Genomic DNA, 19,591 nt, shown 5'->3' on the forward strand with positions numbered 1-19,591 from the left:
TAAGATAGCTGCATCCGCCCCGGTTCATTTCCTGAAGACTGGACACATCAAGCGCCGTTGCGCGATGTCCAGCGATGCCATTCGTCCTCGCTGCCATGGAAGGCGTTGAGGTCGATCTTGCCGGACACGCCCTGCGACAGGCCGGAGCCAGAGTATTGCCAGAACATCCACTTGCGGCCGGGATAGCGCTTGGAAGGATGCGCCGCCACCGAACGCAGCCAGAAAGGATATTCCAGGAACTGGCCGTCCAGATGATCGTCATAGAAATCCGGCGCTGTATAAATCACCGGACGCTTGCCGTAGTGGCGCTCCAGCATGTCCATGAAGACCTGCATCTTCTCGCGCACCTTGGTCGACGAGAGACGACGTTTGCAACTCGATTCCGCATTGTATTCCACATCGATCACCGGCGGCAGCGCATCGGGATCGCGCGGCACGTTGCGGATGAACCACTCGGCCTGCTCGCCGGCGGTGCGGCACCAGTAGAAGAAGTGATAGGCGCCGCGCTTCAGCCCGGCATCCTTTGCGCGCTTCCAGTTGGTGCGGAACATCGGGTCGAGATGATCGCCCCCGTCCGTCGCTTTGATGTAGGCGAAGTTCGCGCCCTGCGTGCGCAGCTTGACCCAGTCGATATCGCCCTGCCAGCGGGAGACATCGACGCCGTGCACCGCATGCCTCCTCGGCGAGGCCTTGCCGAAGTTGATCGGCTTGGCATCCCGGAACTGATGGCTGTAGATCCGCGAACGTCCGCGCGGCGTGGGATCGGGTTGGGGAGCGGAGGGAACCAGCATGGCCACCGGCTTTTCGTTCGGTACAGGCATGCCTGTCGAAAGTGTTGTCGGCTGAAGCGCCCGCGGCTCCGGCACCGTACCGGCCCAGGCCAGCATTGGCGACGACTGCGGCTGGACGACAGCGACCTGCTGCGTCGGCATGGCCTGCGCGCTTGCCTGCCCTACCGGCGCTGCGGGAATGGGGGCAGAAGCCGTACTGACTGCGCTCGTGGTCTCCCGGGAGGGGGCGATGTTCAGCACCTCTTCCGGACTGGACGTCGATCTGCACCCCGCAACGACAAGGCATCCCAAGACGATCGAGGACAAGGTAGAAAGACGCATGGCACCGATACTCTATACAAACGGCGGGCGGCTTCATTCCGCTCCGGCCGGGACCACTGACAGCATTTGCTAACAGAGTTTTACCGGCAAATGTTAAATGCAATCTTTACCGATTGCTGAAACGCGAGCGCCTGCCCCTCGCTCACAAACACGAAACCGTGATGGTTTCGCGAGGTCCCAAGAGAAAACCGCTTCCTCGCATGGAAGCCATTGGCCGCAGCTCCAAGCCGAAATCCACAGCCCCGACAACCCTACACCGCAAAGAATCCGCTTCGGGAAAATTGACGGTTGACGGCCCGGCCTTCACGGATATTATAAAAATATATTTTTCATATATCGAGCTGATATGACGCCCAACTCTCCAAAGAAACGCATGAGCGACACGGCCTATGAGGGGATGCGTTCCGCCATCATTCGCGCCGAACTTCTGCCCGGAGCCCCGATCGACGAGCGCTCCTGCATGGAAATGCTCGATGTAGGACGCACGCCATTGCGCGAAGCGCTGCAGCGGCTTTCGCAGGAGGATCTGGTTCTCGCGGTGCCGCAGCGCGGCTACTTCGTCTCCTCGACCTCGGCCTCCGACTTCTTCCACCTGCAGGAGTTCCGCCTGCACAGCGAGATCATGGCGGTTCGCACCGCCGCGATCCGGATGAGTGTCATTCAGTTGAGGACACTTGCCGGCCTGATCGAAGAGGCACGTCAGGGGGTTGCCGAACAACGGTCGGAAATCGACTGGCATCTCGGCATCGACGAACGCATGCACGGCATCATCGCTGAAGCGAGCGGCAATCCCTATCTCGCCCAGGCCCTTCGCAGGCTCTACGCACTCTCGGTGCGCAGCCTCTATGTCTCGCGCCTGCCGGTAACGCTGATCTTCGACGAACTCTCCAACTTCGATGCGATCTATGCCGCACTCGAAGCGCGCGATCCCGACCGGGCGGAAGCCGCGATGCGACAGCACCTGACTGTCGCTTCCGTTCAGCTGGTCACGAGGCCGTCAGTCGCTCCCGCGCCAGTCGCACCGGACAGCGAGGCCAACGCATGAGCCGCGCCGGTAACAGGAACCTCACCACCTTCCTGATGCTGGCGCCCTCGATCGCCATGGCGATCCTGCTGCTGATTATCCCGATCCTGATCATCGTGGCTTACAGCTTTGCCGAGCGCGATGCCTATGGCGGCGCCGTCTGGAACTTCACGTTCGAAAGCTACCGCGAACTGCTGCAGCCGAGCTACCTGCCGATCTTCTGGAATTCGCTGAAGATCGCGTTCTATTCCACCGCCATCTGCATTCTGGTCGCCTATCCCATGGCCTATTTCCTCGCCTTTCGCGCCGGACGCCACGCGACGCTGCTTCTCGCCCTTCTCATCATTCCTTTCTGGATCGACTTCATGATCCGCATGTCGGCATGGATGGTGCTGCTTGGCCGTACCGGCACGCTGAACAGCATCCTGACAGGCCTTGGCATACTGGAAGCCCCGGTCAGGATGATCGGCACCTATCCCGCGGTCATGGCCGGCATGCTCTATGCCTTCCTGCCTACCGCTGTGCTACCGATCTATGCGGCCCTGCAGGGCATGGACCGCAAGCTTCTGGAGGCTGCCGATGATCTCGGCGCCGGCCCAATCGAAAGCTTCTGGCGGGTCACCTTCCCGCTGTCTCTACCGGGGGTCATGGCCGCCGTGCTCTTCGTCTTCGTTCCGGCCATGGGTGTCTATGCCATCCCGGTCCTGCTTGGAGGCGGCAAGAGCATCATCATCGGCAACCTGATCGTTCAGCTCTTCCTCGATTTCCGCAACATGCCGCTCGGCGCTGCGGTTTCAGTGACGCTGCTCGTCATCTCCTCCGTCATCATCGTCTTTTACATGGGCGTGTTGCGGCGGGTCGAGGAGGCGCGGACATGAGGCTTCACCGCATTACTGGCTTCGTCGTACCGGCGATCACGGCGCTTGGTTACCTCTTCCTCTTTGCGCCGCTGGTGGTGCTCGTCATTTATTCCTTCAATGCCGGCCGCTCGACGGTGGTCTGGACGGGTTTCTCGCTCGACTGGTACCAGCAGGCGCTTTCGGATCGCGGCCTGCAAAACGGTTTGAAGGTCAGCGCCATCGTCGCCGTCATTTCCGCAATTCTTGCAACCGCGATCGGCACGAGTGCCGCCCTCGCCGTCGTCAAGCGCGAGTTCTCCGGCAAGACCCTCTTCTCGACTGCGCTAATCGCGCCTCTCGTCCTGCCCGAAATCGTGCTGGCGGTCGGCATTCTGGTCGCGACCGTGTGGATGGGAATGGCGCTTGGTTATACGACGCTGATCGCGGGCCATGTACTGGTTTCCGTGCCGTTCAGCTTCCTGATCGTGCGCGCCGCCGCATCCGGGCTGGACCCTCGGCTGGATGAAGCCGCAGCCGACCTCGGGGCCAACGGGCCGCAGACCTTCATGCGCGTGACGCTGCCGCTTCTAGCTCCCGCCATTCTTTCCTCGACCCTGCTCTGCGCCGTCATCTCCTTCGACAATTTCGTGATCTCGACCTTCGTTTCCGGTGTCGGCACGACGCCGCTTCCGATCCAGATCTACGCGATGCTGAAGACCGGCCTCACCCCGAAGATCAACGCCCTCGGCACCATGCTGATCGGCATCAACGTGCTCGCCATCGCGCTGGTGATGGGGCGTTACCTGAAAACGGTCCGCAAGACTGGATGAACCGCATGCCAAAATTCCAACCAAAAAAAGGGGAACTACATGCATAACCGCAAATATCTCATCGCCACAGTGAGCCTTGCCTCGCTGTTGCTGGCCTCCACGGCATCCGCCGAGGAACTCGCCATCTACGCCTGGTCCGGCGAACTTCCGCAGGAAATCGTCGACGACTTCGCCAAGGAAACCGGCATCAAGGTGACCATGGACACCTATGATTCCAACGAAACCATGATGGCCAAGCTTTCGGCCGGCGCATCGGGTTACGACCTGATCGAGCCCAGCCAGTATTCGGTTCAGGTGCTTTCCAAGCAGGGCCTGCTGCTCGAACTCGACCATGCCAAGCTGCCGAACCTCACCCATCTCGGCGAAGCCTTCAAGAACGTATCCTTCGACCCGGGCCAGAAGTTCAGCGTTCCCTATATCTGGGGCACGACCGGCTTCGCCTATAACGAGGAATGCGTGAAGGACGCCCCGACAAGCTGGAAGGCGCTCTGGGATCCGGCATATGAAGGTCGCATCTACATGCTGGACAACATGCTCGCCGCCTACATCGCCGGCCTGCAGGTCAACGGTTTCCACGCAGGCACCACCAACCCCGAGGAAATCGAAAAGGCCACCCAGTCGCTCATCGAGCAGAAGAAGGTGCTCGGCGGCTACAACAGCAGCAACTTCGGCGATCTCGTCGCTTCGGGCGAGGCCTGCATCGTGCAGGGCTGGAACGGCAACATCGCCCAGGCGATCACCACCAATCCGAAGGTTCACTATGTGATCCCGGAAGAAGGCGGCTCGATGTGGATCGATGGCTTCTCCATCCCGAAGGCAGCCAAGAACGCCGATGCAGCCTACAAGTTCATGGATTACATCATGAAGCCGGAAGTGGCCGCCAAGGCTGCCAACCTTTCGAAGTCCGCAACCGTCGTCGATGCAGCCAAGGCGCTGCTTCCCAAGGATGTCGCAGAGAACCCGGCCATCTATCCGCCGGCCGACAAGCTGACGAAGGTCGATTTCATCCTCGATGTCGGCGACGCGACCAAGCTCTACCAGGATGGCTGGACCAAGGTGAAGACCGCTCAGTAACTCCCATCTGAGCGGTGGGCGGCGGCCGAGAATCCCCAACCCCGACCGTCGCCCCTTTTATCCCTGTTGCAGAATGAGCCTGGAAAGAGCGATGCCGCCCGACACCCGGAACACCCCGCGGCCGGACAGGACCGCCATCGAGCTGATCAACCTGTGCAAGGTTTTCGGCTCCGATGCGGAAAACCCGTCCCATGCCGTCGACCACATGAACCTGAAGATCCGCGCCGGCGAGTTCTTCACCTTTCTCGGCCCGTCCGGCTGCGGGAAGACCACGACGCTGCGCATGATCGCCGGCTTCGAGGAACCCAGCAGCGGCAATATCGTGCTTGATGGTCGCGAGGTCTCCGGCTCGCCGCCGCACCTGCGCAACGTCAATACCGTGTTTCAGAGCTATGCACTCTTCCCCCACCTGACAGTGGCGGACAATGTTGGCTTCGGGCTCGCGGTCAAGCGCGTGCCGAAAGCGGAACGTCGCGACCGTATTCAGGCAGCGCTCGCCTCTGTCCGGATGGCGCATGTTGCCGACCGCAAGCCGTCAGCCCTTTCAGGCGGACAGCAGCAGCGTGTGGCGCTCGCCCGTGCGCTGGTGAACGAACCGTCCGTGCTGCTGCTTGACGAACCCTTTGGCGCGCTGGACCTGAAGCTGCGGCGGGAAATGCAGGTCGAGATCAAGGAAATGCAGCGCAAGCTCGGCATCACCTTCATCTTCGTCACCCACGATCAGGAAGAAGCGCTGACCATGTCCGACCGCATCGCGGTCATGTCATCCGGCATCATCCGGCAGGTCGATGACCCCGTCGGTATCTATGAGCGCCCCTGCGACCGGTTCACCGCGAATTTCATCGGTGACATGAACATGCTCGATGCCAAGATCACGAACATCGACGACCGCGACGCGGCCGTCTCGGCCGGAGGGCTGGACCTCGTTCTTCCGCGTCCGCCTCGGCAGCTTGGCATCGGAGATACGGCAACGATCGCCATTCGCCCTGAGGCCCTGACGCTCGGCACGGGCGGAAGCGAGACGATATCCTTTACCGGCTCCTGCGGCACGACCGTCTACACCGGCACCGACCGGCTGATCCCGATCACGCTTATGACCGGCGAGACAATGACCATGCGCGTCAGGAACCGGCTGGGTGCTGCACCCGTACCCTTGCCCGGCGAGATGCTGACCGTCTCCTGCCCGCTTGCCGCCATTCATCTTCTTACCAACTGAGGCCCTGAAATGCCCATGAAATCCTACCGGTTCGGCGACATGCCGGCCGCCCTCGACGAGACGCTTCTCGCCCGCTTCCGCGGCGTGGAAGCGGCAACCGTCGGCCACTATCTGCACGACCGCTTCATGCGCAACGACCTGCGCCCGCTGATCGACGGTGTCAGGATCGCCGGCACAGCCGTGACCGTCTCCATCGCGGGTGCGGACTCCACATTGCTCTACCATGCCATGGATTGGGTACGCCCCGGCGACGTGCTGGTGATCGACCGCGCCGGCGACGAACGCCACGCCCCCTGGGGCGGCTTCATGGCCGCCGTCGCGAAGCTGCGCGGTATTGCCGGCGTGATCGTCGATGGGATGATCACCGATCCGGAAGCGATCCGCGACGCCGGCGTTCCGACTTGGGCACGCGGCGTCTCGCCGATCACTACCAAGCTGCTCAATCTCGGCGGCGGCTTCAATATTCCGATCTCCTGTGGCGGCGTGGCCGTCAATCCGGGCGACGCGGTGCTCGCCGACGACTGCGGCATCCTCGTGCTGCCGCCGTCCGAGGTCGAAGACCTCACAGCCATTGCCCTGGCCGATCAGGCCGACGAAGGCGGTTGGATCGAGCGGCTCAAGAAGGGCGAAAGCCTGCAGGATCTCGTCGACATCGCCGGCATGATCGCCGAACGCAACCGGAAGGACGCAGAACTCCATGGCTGACACGATCGACACCCTCGCCGTCTGGCTTTCGACGCCCCATCAGGCGATGATCGAGATCGCCCATGATATCGGCTATCGCCATATCGTGCTCGATATCGAGCACGGCCTCTTCGATCTCGAAGCGCTCGACCGCATCATCGCGCTCGGTAGGGCGCTCGGCATGAAGATGCATGCCAAGGTGCTGGGGCCACAGGCGATCCCGATCCAGCAGGCGCTCGACATGGGCGCCGACAGCGTCATCATCCCGCATATCGGCAATCTCGATCATGCGCGGGAAGTGACCCGCTCGGCCAAGTATCCGATGCTCGGCAATCGCAGCTTCTCCGGCACCCGGCCGGCCCGCTATGGCGGTGTCTCGCCGGAATATTACGAGCGCGAGAACACCAACACGAAATGCTACCCGATGGTGGAATCGGCCGCTGCACTCGCCGATATCGAGGCGATCCTGGCCCTTCCCACCGTCGATGGCGTGTTCGTCGGCCCGAGCGACCTTTCGCTCGACAGCGGCCGCGGCGCCTATCGCAACACCGATGCCGACAAGGCCGATCTCGCCCAGATCGCAGCCGCGGCGAAAGCTGCCGGCAAACCCTGGATTATGCCGGCGTGGTCGCGCGCGGAACGGGATTACGCCAAGAACCTCGGCGCCTCGCTGATGGTCGTTGCCGATGAGTATGGCTCGATCATGTCGGGCCTTGCCGACGCGGCCAAGTAAAACACACTGGATGGATCAACCATTATGACCGAAGTAATTTCCTGCGGCAGCCGCCTCATGCAGATCCTTGCCGCCTATGGCGTCGACACCGTGTTCGGCATGCCGGGCGTTCACACGCTCGAAGCCTATCGCGGTCTCGAAGCCGCCGGCATCCGCCATATCGGCGTGCGCCACGAACAGGGCGCGGGTTTCATGGCCGATGGCTATGCGCGCATATCCGGCAAGCCGGGCGTCTGCCTGCTGATTTCCGGCCCCGGCGTTACCAACGCCGCGACCCCGATCGGACAGGCCTATTCCGACAGCATCCCGATGCTCGTCATCACCTCCGTCGCTGCCACCAAGGATCTCGGCATGGGGCGCGGCCGCCTGCACGAAATCACCGATCAGGCTCGCGTGACCGAGCCGCTCACCGCCTTTTCGGCCATCGCCAATGATCCCGAGCAGGTTCGCGAATATGTGGCGCGCGCCTTCGCGCTCTTCGAGACCGGCCGCAAGCGTCCGGTCCACATCTCCATTCCGCTCGATGTGTTCAAGGCCCCGGACGACAAGCCGGTGAAGGTGCGCAGCGCTGGCGGCGAAGCAGCGCCCGCGTCCGCTGATCTTGCGGCAGCAGCCCAGTTGCTGGCGCAGGCAAAGCGTCCCCTCATCATCGCAGGCGGCGGTGCGGCCCGCGCGGCATCTGCCGTGCAAATGCTGGCGGAAAAGATCGGCGCGGCCGTCGTTCCGACCATTGCCGGCAAGGGCGTTTTGCCGGACAGCCATCCGCTGGCCATTGAGACCACGCTCGACCGTGGCAAGACGCAGGAGTTCATCGAGAGCGCCGACATCATCCTCGCCATCGGCACCGAACTTGCCGAACCCGATGTCTGGCTGGACGGCCCGCTTCCGATGTCCGGCAAGCTGATCCGGGTCGATATCGACCGCAGCGTACTGGCCCGCGACTATGATACCGAGATCGCCATCTGCGCAGATGCCACGCTTGCCGTCGAAGGACTGCTCGATGCATTGCCCGACGCAGTCACGGGTGGCTTCAATGGCTCGAACGCCATTGCCGACCTCCGCCAGAGCGAACGCGACAACCTCACGCCGCTGGAGCAGAAGCATGTCCGCGTGCTCGACGCGCTGCGCCGGGCGATCCCGCCGGAGGGCGTCGTCTACACTGACATGACCCAGCTTGCTTACACCGGCTATGCCTTCTTCCCGACCGAGAAGCCCGGCAAGTGGTTCTTCCCGGCGGGTTATGGCACACTCGGCTTCGCGCTTCCGGCAGCAATCGGCGGCAAGATCGCCTCACCGGAGACACCTGTTGCCGTCATCGTCGGCGATGGCGGTTTCCAGTTCACGCTTCAGGAACTCGGCACGGCGGTCGAAAACAAGCTGCCGATGGCGATCATCCTGTGGAACAACGACAGTCTCGCGCAGATCCGCGACGGCATGATCGTACGGAACATCCCGACCATCGGCGTCAATCAGCACAACCCGGATTTCGTCGCGCTGGCAAAGGCCTATGGCTGCCACACCGCCGAACCGACCAGCTTCGACGAACTGGAAGCAGCCGTGACCGCGGCCTTTGCAGCAGACGGTCCGACTGTTATTCACGTTCGCGAAAGTGCCGATTTCCTCGCCTGAGAACACGATGACAACAATGACAACGGAACTGCCCGAGGCGACGCTGGAGAACTGGCGTCGTCATCCCTACAACACCTGGGGCTTCAGCCATGTCGACCGGCTGGTCACCACCCAGCCGATCAAGACCGGGCAGGACAAGCGTCCCCTGCCACGCGCCGAGAAAGTGGATCTGTCGGCGATCTCGACGGATGGCGGCAAGACCATCAGCGCCGCTCTCTCCGACAGCTTTACCGACGGCTTCATGGTCCTGCATCGCGGCCGGATCATTGCCGAGCAGTATGGCCCCGCCACCGACGCAGAAACGCGCCACATCGTCTTTTCCGTGAGTAAGTCCCTCACCGGCACCCTTGCCGGTGTGCTGGTCGAGCGCGGCGAACTCGATGTCGACCAGCCGGTGATCCGTTATGTGCCGGAACTGGCCGCCTCCGCCTATGGCGACTGCACTGTCCGTCATATCCTGGATATGACCGTATCGGTTCGCTTCATCGAGGATTATCTCGATCCGAAGGGCGATGTCGCCCGCTACCGGGTGGCGATGGACTGGGATCCGCCGAAGGCCTTCGAATATGAGGGTGGCTTGCACGACTTCGTCGCGACCCTTCCGCATGATGCCGGTCCGCATGGCGAGAAGTTCCATTACGTTTCACCCAACTCCGACGTTCTCGGCTGGATCCTCGAACGCGCCGGCGGCATGGCGATGGCGGAACTGCTGTCGCGCTACATCTGGCAGCCGATGGGTGCCGAAAACGATGCCTACATCACGGTGGATCGGCAGGGCGGAGCCAGAACCGCAGGCGGCATCTGCACCACGGTTGCGGACCTCACGCGTTTTGGCGAAATGATGCGGCTCAAGGGCCTCGTCGATGGCCGGCAGGTCATCCCGGAAAGCTGGATCGACGACATCCTCAACGGCGGCGACCGCCAGGCCTGGGCTCGCGGCGACCTGACCGACCTCTTCGCTTCGGGGCGCTACCGGTCGAAGTGGTACATCCCTGATGATGTGCCCGGCGAGTTCTGCGCCATCGGCATTCACGGTCAATGGATCTATGTCGATCCGGCCGCGGAAATGACAGCAGTCAAGCTTTCATCTCAGCCCATTCCGGCCGACGACGACCTCGACCAGCAGACACTGCAGATATTCCGCGCACTGGGCAAGCACCTGAAGCGCTGATCTTTTACATCCAGAATGCAGGAAGGCGCGTCCGGTTGGACGCGCCTTCCTGTTTTATCATCGACTTCCGGCCACCTGCCGATCTCTCAGCCGGCAGCCCGTGTCGAGAAATCAGCTTTCCGGCGTAAGCGTCACGGACGTGCCGGTTGCAGCAAGGTTCAGGCCGAGCTGGCCGCTCACGCTGATCGTCTGCAGATGGATGGAACCCGACGTGCCGCCAATGAGGATATTGGCGCCGATGCCAGCGCCAACAGTCGCTTCCGCGGTAGCGCCCTGATAGAGGCCGCCGAGCGAGCCATGGTGATAGCCGGCTGTCGGGGCGAACACGGCCCAGACCATACGGCTGCGGGTGGTGAAGCCCACATCGACGCCCATCTTGCGAACGACGCCGGTGTAACGGTCGAGCGGCTCGCTGCCGATCGCGGAGGTGAACACGCAATCGGCTTCCTTGGCAGACCCGAGAACATAACCGACACCGCCACCGATCGAGCAATCGAGATAGCCGATCCGGACGCCACCGCGGCTATCCTGTTCCCTGAAATCCGGAACCGGTTCCTGACGGGAGATGGCATCGGCCGAAACGGCGGCTCCGGCGCCTGCCAGAACCGGCAGGGCGGCGAGCGCCACGGCAAAAATCTTTTTCATCCCTGTACTCCTTCAAAGCTGATGCGACCGCTGATAGGGAATCAAGCGATCGACGGGACATGATTACCTTTGGTCAACGCATATGGCGAAAGAATGGTCCGCGCCCGGCAAGGAAGCCCCACGGCTTCGTATGCCCACACGAAAACTTTCCGCCAACCCGACAACATCCGAAGAGATGAGCAACAGGGTTCTCGCCAGCCGCGGGAAAACCAACGAAGATATCGGCCCGCCCGGGAACCGGAGCGGCGAATGAAAGACTGTATTTCAGCCATGCTATTTTTCGGCGGCGCGACGCCCTCCATGATGGCGTACCTCGAAAACAATGGAGAATTTTCATGAACCGCAAGCCGGTCGTTCAAGGCTTTTTCGACAAGCGGACGTTCAGCGTTCAATACGTCGTTTCCGATCCGGCAACGCACAAATGCGCCATCATCGACCCGGTGCTGGACTATGATGAGAAATCCGGCTCGACGGCCACGACCAATGCGGATCGCCTGCTCGCCTATATCGAGGAACAGGGACTGGAACTCGAATGGATCCTCGATACCCATCCCCATGCCGATCACTTTTCGTCCGCTCATTACCTGAAGGAACGGACCGGGGCACAGACGGCGATTGGTAGCCATGTGACGGCGGTTCAGCAACTCTGGAAGGGCATCTACAACTGGCCCGAATTCCCGGCCGACGGCTCGCAATGGGACCGCCTCTTCGCTGGGGGTGACAGTTTCACGATAGGCGAACTTGAGGCGCGCGTGCTCTTTTCGCCCGGGCATACGCTCGCCTCCATCACCTATATGATCGGCGATGCCGCCTTCATCCACGACACGCTCTTCATGCCCGACAGCGGCTCTGCACGAGCCGATTTTCCAGGCGGCAGCGCAAACTGTCTCTGGAACTCGATCCAGCAGATCCTGTCGCTTCCCGGCGACACCAGGCTTTTCGTCGGCCACGACTATCAACCGGGAGGACGCGAGCCCCTGTGGGAAACCACGGTTGATGAACAGAAGCGCAGCAATGCGCATGTCAACGGCAAGGACGAGGCCGCGTTCGTCGCCTTGAGGACAGCGAGGGACAAGACGCTTCCGATGCCAAAACTCATCCTGCACGCGCTGCAGGTGAATATCCGGGGCGGTCGTCTGCCGGAACCGGAGGAAGATGGCCAGCGCTACCTCAAGATTCCGTTGAATGCCCTGCCTGGCTCTGTCTGGTAACCGATGTCCCCGATCCCCGCGAAACTCCGTCATAGCCGGAAGGCTTTCATGGCCCTCCAGTAGGGGAAATTGCAGTCGCGATGCGGCTCGTGATCGTATAGATCTGAAGCAATTCCAGTAAAGGTGTGCAGCGGCTTTACGTTCGGAATTGCGAAAAAATAACGGCATAGAGCATTTCCACGATTTCAGGCCTTCCGGATATTTGAACCCTTGAACAGTCCTGCCTCCACCGTCCGTCCCTTGAACAAAGACGATCTTGCCCCGGTCGCAGATCTTTTCCAGCGAACTTTTCGTGACGGGACCCCGGCCTCGCCGGCACTTGAGGCCGCCCTGAGGCAGACTTTCATCGACCATCCCTTCGCGGACGCGGACCTGCCTTCGCACGTATTCGTGAACGAGGCCGGCAAGGTCTCGGGCTTCATCGGCGTCAATCCCGCTCGCATGACCATCGATGGCCGGGAGATCCGCGCGGCGTTTGCCGGCAGCATGATGGTAGAGCGCCCGAAGGAAAATCCGCTGGCCGGTGCCCGTCTTATCCGGGCCTTTCTTTCCGGTCCGCAGGACGTTTCGATCAGCGAAACTGCCAATGCCACGGCGCTCGGTATGTGGCGCAAGCTCGGCCACGACCTGATCCCTGCCTACAGCATGAACTGGCTGCGGGTTTTCCGGCCGGGGTCTACCGGCATCGATATCCTGAACCGCGTGCACCCCGCCGCGAAATTACTGAAGCCCTTCGGAGTGTTTGCCGACCGGATCGCGCTCATGGGAGGCGTTTCCTCCTTCGGCCTTGAGACGGCGAGCGGAAAAGGTCCGGCGTTTCAGGATGTCGGTGAAGAAAAACTTGCCGAAGCGCTGATGGCACTGGCACCTGCCTTTCCCCTCGCTCCCGTCTGGAACCGGCAATCTCTCGGCTGGTTGCTCGCTCAGGCAAGGGAAAAGAGCCAGTTCGGCCAGATCGTGCGGCGGGTCGCCTATGGATCGGACGGGGCTCCGGTTGCCGCCCATGTCTATTACGGCCGCCCCGGTAGTATTGCCTGGGTACTGCAATCGCTCGCCCGTCCGGAACGGATGGAAGCGATGGTGGACGATATGCTTCATCACGCCGCCGATGCCGGCTGCGCCGCGATCCGCGGTGCCGGCCAGCCCTGGCTCACACCTTTCCTGCTGCGCAAGAAGGCCCTGTTTCTCGGCCGCTCCTTCGTGGTTGCCCAGACGAAAGACCGTGAAATTCGCGAGGCGATCGACAACGGCAAGGCCCTGATCACTGGCCTTGCGGGAGAAACATGGTCGCCGCTGATCGGCGAACGTTTCACCTGACGCCCTGCGTCTTCTCCAGCATGGTCAGCGGCGGTGCGCCGAGATAGGCGGCCACGCGGCGCTTTGCCTCGATGCTCTTCCACACCGCTTCCACCTCGGCTTCCGACAGTCCGACGACGGCTGCCGTATCAGTAATGCTCTTTCCCCGGTCGAGGGCGTAGAGGCTGAGATCCATTTCGCGATAAGGCAGGGAGAAATAATATTCGTCCTGCGTCTGCGGCAGAGACCAGGTATCGGTGGTCGGCGGCCGCTGGCGAATGCCCTCGGGAACGCCCAGCGCCTCCGCCAACTGGTAGACCTGCGTCTTGTAGAGATGGGCGATAGGCTTCAGGTCGGCCGCGCCGTCACCGTTCTTCACGAAGAAGCCCTGATCGTATTCCAGCCGGTTCGGCGTTCCCGCAACGGCAAAATTCAGGCGGTCGGCGTGGTAGTATTCCAGTTGCTTGCGCGTTCTCTGCTTCATGTTCGCGGCCGCAATCATGCCAAGATAGACGGTGAGCGGCATGCGCTGCCTGTACTCGCGGCCATCGGGATCGACGGCAACCAGCCAGGAGATATTGTAACCCCGGCCGGACAGGGCCGATTCCAGCACCACCTTGCAACGCCATCCCTCGCCATATTCCGGCAGGATCTCCCGGATGAAGGCATCGCGGCGGGTATAGCAACCGGCGGCGACAAGGATCGGACCGATGTTTTCCACGGCGGTCGAAATGCCAAGCTTCTCCGCAAGCTGTCGCCCGAGTTCGAGGCTCTGCGGGTCGGATTCGTCTTCCGGCATGAAAAGGCCGAACACCTTGTCCGCCCCGAGCGCACGAACCGCCAGCGCGGCGGTCACCGAACTGTCGATCCCGCCGGAAAGGCCGACCACGACGCCGCGCTTGCGCAGCGTCTTTCCCACGGTTTCGACCATCCAGCCGGAAATCCGCGCGATCTCCCCGTCTGCATCGAGCCGCAATTCGTCTGCGCTGAAATGCGTCATATCCCTCAATCCCCGATTGTTTCCTGTGCCAGTCCCAGCCGCAATTTGCCCGATGCCGTTTTCGGCAGGCTATCGCAGAACTCCGTGCTCTGGGGCAGCATGTAATCTTCCAGTGTCCGCGCGAGGCTACGCACGATATCCCGATGGGAGAGCGTGACGCCGGGCGCCAAGACAACAAAGGCCTTCACCGCCTGACCAAGGAAGTCATCCGGAACTCCTGTCACCGCTGCCTCTGCAATTCCGTCGATGGCATAAAGCGCTCGCTCGACCTCCTGAGGGCTGACCTTCTCCCCACGCGACTTGATGATGTCATCGCGGCGGGAGACGAAGGTCAGGAACCCGTTCTCATCGGCGGAAAACAGATCCCCCGTCAGCAACGTACGGCTATTGCCGCCAGCCTCACCTCGCAGTTTGGCAGTGCTCGCTTCCGGGTCGTTCCAGTAGCCAGCCATGACATGGGGACCGCGTATCACGAGTTCGCCGACCATTCCCGGGGCAGCCCGTTCGCCATTCTCGTCGATGACGAATGCCTCCGTTCTGGGAATGGCGAAACCAACCGACGCGGGATGCGCGTCGAATGCTTCCGGCGGCAGGCTCAAGGCCCTGATGCATTCCGTCTGGCCGTACATGACGTGAAGCCGCGCAGCGGGAAAGAGCCGCCTGACCTTGCCGGCAATCGCCGGAGGCAGCGCGGCAGCCGCGCTGGTGATGTAACGGATTTCAGGCAGGAAGCCGGGCTCCAGCTCTTTCATGTTGGCAATCGCCGCGGCCATCGAAGGAACCAGGGGTAGCCCCGTCGCCTGCGTTTCCGCCAGTCGTTTGAAGATGGCTGCCGGGAAGGCGAAAGACTTCTCAAGATGCAGAGTGCCGCCCACCATGGCCATGGTCACAACCTGCGTCAGCCCGTAGCCGAAGGACAGCGGCAGGACGTTGAAGACGATGTCGTTCTCGTCATTGCCGAGATAAGCGATGATTGAAGCACAGGCGGCACCGAGGCTCGCATGGGTATGCATCACCCCCTTTGGCTCACCGGTCGAGCCCGAGGTGTGCAGGATCAGGGCAAGCGCGTGCTCGCCGTCATGCAATGCAGGTGCATCAGTTCCTTCGGCAAGGAGTTGTTCACAACGGGAAGAGCTTTCATTCGGCGCATCCTCTGCCAGTCCCCAGGCCAGCAGAACAGTCGAGCCGTCCCGGCGCGAGACGGCGGCTTGTGCAGTCTGCAGCAGCCGGGCCTGCGTCAGCAGAGCGGAAGCTCCGAGGCTTTCAACGATACGCCCAAGCTTTTCCGCACGGGTGGACGGATGCAACGGGCAGGCAACCGCGCCTGCCTTCCAGATTGCGAAGAGAGATGTGACGAACTCAGATCCGTTTTCCAGAAGCAACACGGCCCGGTCGCCGGGGCTGACACCCAACCGGATGAGGCCCGCGGCCAGACGGTCGCTGGCTTCATCCAGGCCGGAATAGGTCAGCGTTTTCTCACCCGCCGTCAAAGCCACCTTCTCGGGTAGCCTGCGGGCGCTCGCGCGCAGATGGTCCTCTATGCGCATCGGCTTTTCCGTCTCTCCGGCAGCACCTCAGGCGGCGCGCTTACGCTCCACGTAATCCGCAATGCGGCCGACGGAATCGAGGTTCTCCGGAACGATCTCGCTGTCAGCTATCGAGATTTCGTAGGTCTGTTCGAGAAAGGCGATGATTTCCAGAACGCCGGTGGAATCCACGATACCGCTGTCCAGCAGCGACTGGTCATCACCCAGCGCTTCGTTCTCAGCGCGGAAAAGGAAGTTATCGGCAATAAAGCCGCGAACGGTCTGCAAAAGCTTGGAATTGATCATGAAGCGGCCACTCCCCTTGGATGCGTGTCGTTCTCGCCCCGCGCAGGGCGAGGAAATTTTTCATGCCATAGCTGCGTCGACAAGATACCGGTCAGCGCCATACTGTCGCGAGCACTCGGCGCAGAACCGGAAGAGAGCTTCCTGAACAGCCGGCCAACGGCTGCGGGATCAAACAGTCTGGCGTCTCGAAGCGTTCCCTCCGAGAGAAGCTCTCGCACATAGGCGGGCGTGCTTTCACCGATAAAGGCTGCACCATCAGGTGCCCGGTACGGTTGTTTCGGCCGATCGCGAATACTCTCCGGCAGGAGGTCTCCCGCCACCTCGCGCAAAATGTGTTTTTCGCGGAGCCCCTTCAGCTTCATCGACGGCGGAATGCACGCGGCAAATTCGACCAGCCGATGGTCGAGAAAGGGATAACGGCCCTCTATGCCATGGGCCATGCTCACCCGGTCACCCTGAGCGGACAGAATATAGCCCGGCAAAAGACCGGTCATTTCCAGATACTGGGCCTGATGCAGTTCATGCCAGCGCGCAAAATCGGCCGGCAGGCGACCGCGAAGATCATCGAGCGCGCTGTAGCCGCCAATTTCATCGGACAACTCGCGGGAAAAGAACAGCTTGGCCCCCGCCGTGACCCGGAAACGCGGCTGATGCGAATAGATCGGATCATCGGGACGAGGTGTCGCCGCGAAGAATGCGGAGAGATAGGCCGGCGACTGGCGATTGAGACGCGGCAGATAGGGATAAAGCCGCTGGTAAAGCAGAGGCCTGCGGCGAGAAGCAGGCTGCCGCCCGACGAAGCGGCGAAGCTTGGCTTCCTTGAAGATATCGTATCCGGCGAAGACCTCGTCGGCACCCTCGCCCGTCAGCACCGCCTTGACCCCGTTTTCGCGAACATGAGCGGCAAGAGTGAAGAGCGGTACCGGCCCGGTGCGCATCAAGGGTTGCTCGACATGGCGGATCACATCAGGGAAAAGCCTGCCGATTTCACCAGCAGCGCAACGCAATGCATGGTGATCCGTCCGGAGCGCATCGGCGACGATCTGCTGCGGTCCCGCCTCATCGAATTCGGCATCGTCAAACGTCACCGAAAAGGTCTTCAGCGGCTGGGGTGAAAGCCCTGCAGCGATTGCCGACACCAGAGAGGAATCGAGCCCGCCGCTGAGATAGGCTCCGCAGGGGTCATCGGCCCGGAGCCGGATACGAACCGCGTCGGTCAGCAGGGATCGCAGCTCCTCCTTGACCGTGCCTTCTTCCAATCCGGTTTCAACCTGACTGGCATCGGGAAAGCTGGGCTGCCAGTAGCAACGAACCCTGCTTGTTCCCCCCTCCGCCAGCAGCATGTGGCCGGGCGGAAGCTCCAGAATGTCCTTGAACGGCGTGCGGGGGGCGAGCGGGAACCAGAAGGTGAAGATCTGGTCGAGCGCCAGCGGATCGGGTTCCGGATCGATGCCGGGCACCTCGAACAAGGCCTTGATCTCGGATCCGAAATAGAGCCCTTCGCAGGCTTCCGTGTAGTAGAGCGGCCGGACACCCATGCGATCGCGCGCCAGCATCAGCCGCCCCCGGCGGGCGTCCCAAAGCGCGAAGGCGAAATCGCCGTTCAGGTGATCGACACAATCCGGCCCGAACAGATCGTAGAGATGGAGGATGACTTCCGTATCGGACCGGGTGCGGAAAACACGGCCACGCTGCCTGAGGCTTTCGCGCAATTCAACATGGTTGAAAATCTCCCCGTTGAAGGAGATCCAAACGCTGCCATCGGCAAGCGACATCGGCTGAGCGCCGCCCTCGACGTCGACGACGGAGAGACGGGCATGGGCGAGGCCAATCCCCGGAGCGGTATGAATGCCGGTCGCATCGGGTCCACGGTGACGGACGACGCCGGCCATTCGCCGCAGCAGCGCCGGCATCGCCGGTGCCTCGCGGGGGATCATATAGCCGGCAATGCCGCACATATCGCTATTCCTTCGGATGCTTCATGCGCCTGAAAGGATGCTTTGGCCGCGATACCGCGGCCCGGAAACCGCACACCGGCGGCTTTCCGATCTATCCATCATCTCGATATCGAAAACGGATGAAATGAATCTTAATGTTGTAACAACATCAGGCACCGGAACCGTGCCCAAATATCGTTCAGGCCGCCACCCGGAGGTCGACGGCCTGAATGAAGGGACAGGCCTCAGCGCCTGCCATATGATGAAGTCCCGAAAACTCAGGCGGCCTGCATGGTCGTCTCAAGCGGGATTTCGACATCGATCTCGAGGATCGAATAATGCTCGTCGCGATCCATCTTTACATGCACGCGATCGCTGTCGAGCTCCACATGCTTTGCGATGACCGCGAGGATTTCCTCGCGCAGCGTTGCCACGAGATCCGAGCCTGACGAGGCACGTTCATGGGCGAGAAGGACCTGAAGGCGTTCCCGCGCCATCGGAGCAGACCTCTGCCGGGTGAAAAGCCGAAAGATGCTCATGCTGCCCTCCGGGCGAAGATCTTGCCGAGTATTCCTCGCTTTTCTCCTGGAATGGTGATTGGCAGAGTTTCGCCGGCAAGACGCCGTGCGGCGTCGAAATAGGCCATGGCCGGCGCACTGCGGACATCGGCAAGCGTGACCGGCGCGCCGATATTGGAGGCACGCAGCACATCCATGCTTTCCGGGATGATGCCGAGCAGCGGAATGGAGAGGATTTCCAGTACGTCATCCACCTTCAGCATGTCGCCCCGCTCGGCGCGGGCGGGGTCGTAACGGGTCAGCAGCAAGTGCTTTTCCATGCGCTCCCCACGTTCGGCCTTGAGGGTCTTGGCGTCCAGAAGACCAATGATGCGATCGCTGTCGCGAACCGAGGAGACTTCGGGATTGGTCACAACGACGGCCACGTCGGCATGCCGCATGGCAAGCGTCGCACCGCGCTCGATCCCGGCCGGGCTGTCGCAAATGATCCAGTCGAAATAGCGCCGCAGTTCGTTGATGACCCACTCGACACCCTCGGGCGTCAGGTTGTCCTTGTCGCGCGTCTGGGAGGCCGGCAGCAGGAACAGCGTCTCGAGCCGCTTGTCACGGATCAGAGCCTGCTGCAGCTTGGCGTCGCCCTGGATCACATTGACCAGATCGTAAACCACCCGGCGTTCGGCCCCCATGACGAGGTCGAGGTTGCGCAGACCGACATCGAAGTCCACGACAGCAACCTTTTCGTTCCGCTGCGCCAGGGCCGCGCCGAGCGCGGCAGTCGTGGTCGTCTTGCCGACCCCGCCCTTGCCTGAAGTGACGACGATTACCTTCCCCATCTTGCTC

The 19,591-nt window shown here is 61.8% G+C and carries 18 protein-coding genes and 1 pseudogene; 11 read left to right on the top strand and 8 right to left on the bottom strand.

Annotated features, from left to right (window positions below):
- Positions 1–47 precede the first annotated feature (47 nt).
- Positions 48–1,112, bottom strand: a complete 1,065-nt coding sequence (locus tag NBH21_RS19355; RefSeq protein ID WP_250914451.1) for a glycoside hydrolase family 25 protein — start codon at positions 1,110–1,112, stop codon at positions 48–50.
- Between the two features lie 373 nt (positions 1,113–1,485).
- Between NBH21_RS19355 and NBH21_RS19360 the strand changes: the two genes are divergently transcribed.
- From NBH21_RS19360 to NBH21_RS19400, 9 genes are all read left to right on the top strand, one after another.
- On the top strand, positions 1,486–2,157 hold the full coding sequence (locus tag NBH21_RS19360) for a GntR family transcriptional regulator (RefSeq protein WP_250914450.1): 672 nt from the start codon (positions 1,486–1,488) through the stop codon (positions 2,155–2,157).
- Positions 2,154–3,014 (top strand): ABC transporter permease, encoded by an 861-nt coding sequence (locus tag NBH21_RS19365; protein WP_250914449.1) that lies wholly within the window; start codon positions 2,154–2,156, stop codon positions 3,012–3,014. The genes NBH21_RS19360 and NBH21_RS19365 overlap by 4 nt, the downstream gene beginning before the upstream one ends.
- The gene (locus tag NBH21_RS19370) at positions 3,011–3,805 is read left to right on the top strand and encodes an ABC transporter permease (RefSeq protein ID WP_250914448.1); all 795 of its coding nucleotides are present in this window, start codon (positions 3,011–3,013) and stop codon (positions 3,803–3,805) included. Before NBH21_RS19365 ends, NBH21_RS19370 begins: the two co-directional genes overlap by 4 nt.
- Before the next feature lie 39 nt (positions 3,806–3,844).
- Positions 3,845–4,879, top strand: coding sequence for an ABC transporter substrate-binding protein (locus NBH21_RS19375; RefSeq protein ID WP_250914447.1), 1,035 nt, complete (start codon positions 3,845–3,847; stop codon positions 4,877–4,879).
- Positions 4,880–4,970: 91 nt separating this feature from the next.
- On the top strand, positions 4,971–6,095 hold the full coding sequence (locus NBH21_RS19380) for an ABC transporter ATP-binding protein (protein ID WP_250914446.1): 1,125 nt from the start codon (positions 4,971–4,973) through the stop codon (positions 6,093–6,095).
- Between the two features lie 15 nt (positions 6,096–6,110).
- A complete protein-coding gene (locus NBH21_RS19385; RefSeq protein WP_250914445.1) occupies positions 6,111–6,800 on the top strand; it encodes an RraA family protein in 690 nt (229 codons plus the stop codon).
- The gene (locus NBH21_RS19390; protein ID WP_250914444.1) at positions 6,793–7,512 is read left to right on the top strand and encodes an HpcH/HpaI aldolase family protein; all 720 of its coding nucleotides are present in this window, start codon (positions 6,793–6,795) and stop codon (positions 7,510–7,512) included. The genes NBH21_RS19385 and NBH21_RS19390 overlap by 8 nt, the downstream gene beginning before the upstream one ends.
- Before the next feature lie 24 nt (positions 7,513–7,536).
- A complete protein-coding gene (locus tag NBH21_RS19395) occupies positions 7,537–9,141 on the top strand; it encodes a 5-guanidino-2-oxopentanoate decarboxylase (protein ID WP_250914443.1) in 1,605 nt (534 codons plus the stop codon).
- A gap of 7 nt (positions 9,142–9,148) precedes the next feature.
- Positions 9,149–10,312: a serine hydrolase domain-containing protein gene (locus NBH21_RS19400; protein ID WP_250914442.1), complete on the top strand. Its 1,164-nt coding sequence runs from the start codon at positions 9,149–9,151 to the stop codon at positions 10,310–10,312.
- A 111-nt stretch (positions 10,313–10,423) separates the two neighbouring features.
- Here NBH21_RS19400 and NBH21_RS19405 read toward each other — a convergent pair whose 3' ends face one another.
- Positions 10,424–10,957 carry a DUF992 domain-containing protein gene (locus tag NBH21_RS19405; RefSeq protein WP_250914441.1) on the bottom strand — a complete coding sequence of 178 codons (534 nt, stop codon included), beginning with the start codon at positions 10,955–10,957 and terminating at the stop codon, positions 10,424–10,426.
- A gap of 341 nt (positions 10,958–11,298) precedes the next feature.
- Between NBH21_RS19405 and NBH21_RS19410 the strand changes: the two are divergent.
- Positions 11,299–12,168, top strand: a pseudogene (locus tag NBH21_RS19410) (MBL fold metallo-hydrolase); the annotation flags it as partial.
- 210 nt (positions 12,169–12,378) lie between these two features.
- A complete protein-coding gene (locus NBH21_RS19415) occupies positions 12,379–13,485 on the top strand; it encodes a hypothetical protein (protein ID WP_250914440.1) in 1,107 nt (368 codons plus the stop codon).
- On the opposite strand, the gene nadE is transcribed toward NBH21_RS19415, so the two are convergent.
- From nadE to minD, 6 genes are all read right to left on the bottom strand, one after another.
- The gene (gene nadE / locus NBH21_RS19420) at positions 13,478–14,464 is read right to left on the bottom strand and encodes an NAD(+) synthase (RefSeq protein ID WP_250914439.1); all 987 of its coding nucleotides are present in this window, start codon (positions 14,462–14,464) and stop codon (positions 13,478–13,480) included. The genes NBH21_RS19415 and nadE overlap by 8 nt on opposite strands.
- A gap of 5 nt (positions 14,465–14,469) precedes the next feature.
- Complete coding sequence (locus NBH21_RS19425) at positions 14,470–16,011, bottom strand: class I adenylate-forming enzyme family protein (protein ID WP_250914438.1); 1,542 nt, start codon at positions 16,009–16,011, stop codon at positions 14,470–14,472.
- Between the two features lie 27 nt (positions 16,012–16,038).
- Positions 16,039–16,296: an acyl carrier protein gene (locus NBH21_RS19430; RefSeq protein WP_250914437.1), complete on the bottom strand. Its 258-nt coding sequence runs from the start codon at positions 16,294–16,296 to the stop codon at positions 16,039–16,041.
- Entirely contained in the window at positions 16,293–18,254 is a 1,962-nt protein-coding gene (gene asnB, locus NBH21_RS19435) for an asparagine synthase (glutamine-hydrolyzing) (RefSeq protein WP_250914436.1), read from the bottom strand. Before asnB ends, NBH21_RS19430 begins: the two co-directional genes overlap by 4 nt.
- 257 nt (positions 18,255–18,511) lie before the next feature.
- Positions 18,512–18,772, bottom strand: a complete 261-nt coding sequence (gene minE, locus NBH21_RS19440) for a cell division topological specificity factor MinE (protein ID WP_250914435.1) — start codon at positions 18,770–18,772, stop codon at positions 18,512–18,514.
- Positions 18,769–19,584: a septum site-determining protein MinD gene (gene minD / locus NBH21_RS19445; RefSeq protein WP_099061277.1), complete on the bottom strand. Its 816-nt coding sequence runs from the start codon at positions 19,582–19,584 to the stop codon at positions 18,769–18,771. Before minD ends, minE begins: the two co-directional genes overlap by 4 nt.
- Between the last annotated feature and the right edge of the window lie 7 nt (positions 19,585–19,591).

Source organism: Ciceribacter sichuanensis (genome assembly GCF_024055605.1).
Lineage (GTDB): Bacteria > Pseudomonadota > Alphaproteobacteria > Rhizobiales > Rhizobiaceae > Allorhizobium > Allorhizobium sichuanense.

Coding starts and splice junctions, on each gene's coding strand:
- NBH21_RS19380 (WP_250914446.1), top strand. CDS start 4,971: ATGCCGCCCGACACCCGGAACACCCCGCGGCCGGACAGGACCGCCATC.
- NBH21_RS19360 (WP_250914450.1), top strand. CDS start 1,486: ATGAGCGACACGGCCTATGAGGGGATGCGTTCCGCCATCATTCGCGCC.
- asnB (WP_250914436.1), bottom strand. CDS start 18,254: ATGTGCGGCATTGCCGGCTATATGATCCCCCGCGAGGCACCGGCGATG.
- minE (WP_250914435.1), bottom strand. CDS start 18,772: ATGAGCATCTTTCGGCTTTTCACCCGGCAGAGGTCTGCTCCGATGGCG.
- NBH21_RS19355 (WP_250914451.1), bottom strand. CDS start 1,112: ATGCGTCTTTCTACCTTGTCCTCGATCGTCTTGGGATGCCTTGTCGTT.
- NBH21_RS19370 (WP_250914448.1), top strand. CDS start 3,011: ATGAGGCTTCACCGCATTACTGGCTTCGTCGTACCGGCGATCACGGCG.
- minD (WP_099061277.1), bottom strand. CDS start 19,584: ATGGGGAAGGTAATCGTCGTCACTTCAGGCAAGGGCGGGGTCGGCAAG.
- NBH21_RS19395 (WP_250914443.1), top strand. CDS start 7,537: ATGACCGAAGTAATTTCCTGCGGCAGCCGCCTCATGCAGATCCTTGCC.
- NBH21_RS19385 (WP_250914445.1), top strand. CDS start 6,111: ATGAAATCCTACCGGTTCGGCGACATGCCGGCCGCCCTCGACGAGACG.
- NBH21_RS19425 (WP_250914438.1), bottom strand. CDS start 16,011: ATGCGCATAGAGGACCATCTGCGCGCGAGCGCCCGCAGGCTACCCGAG.
- NBH21_RS19400 (WP_250914442.1), top strand. CDS start 9,149: ATGACAACAATGACAACGGAACTGCCCGAGGCGACGCTGGAGAACTGG.
- NBH21_RS19375 (WP_250914447.1), top strand. CDS start 3,845: ATGCATAACCGCAAATATCTCATCGCCACAGTGAGCCTTGCCTCGCTG.
- nadE (WP_250914439.1), bottom strand. CDS start 14,464: ATGACGCATTTCAGCGCAGACGAATTGCGGCTCGATGCAGACGGGGAG.
- NBH21_RS19365 (WP_250914449.1), top strand. CDS start 2,154: ATGAGCCGCGCCGGTAACAGGAACCTCACCACCTTCCTGATGCTGGCG.
- NBH21_RS19390 (WP_250914444.1), top strand. CDS start 6,793: ATGGCTGACACGATCGACACCCTCGCCGTCTGGCTTTCGACGCCCCAT.
- NBH21_RS19405 (WP_250914441.1), bottom strand. CDS start 10,957: ATGAAAAAGATTTTTGCCGTGGCGCTCGCCGCCCTGCCGGTTCTGGCA.
- NBH21_RS19430 (WP_250914437.1), bottom strand. CDS start 16,296: ATGATCAATTCCAAGCTTTTGCAGACCGTTCGCGGCTTTATTGCCGAT.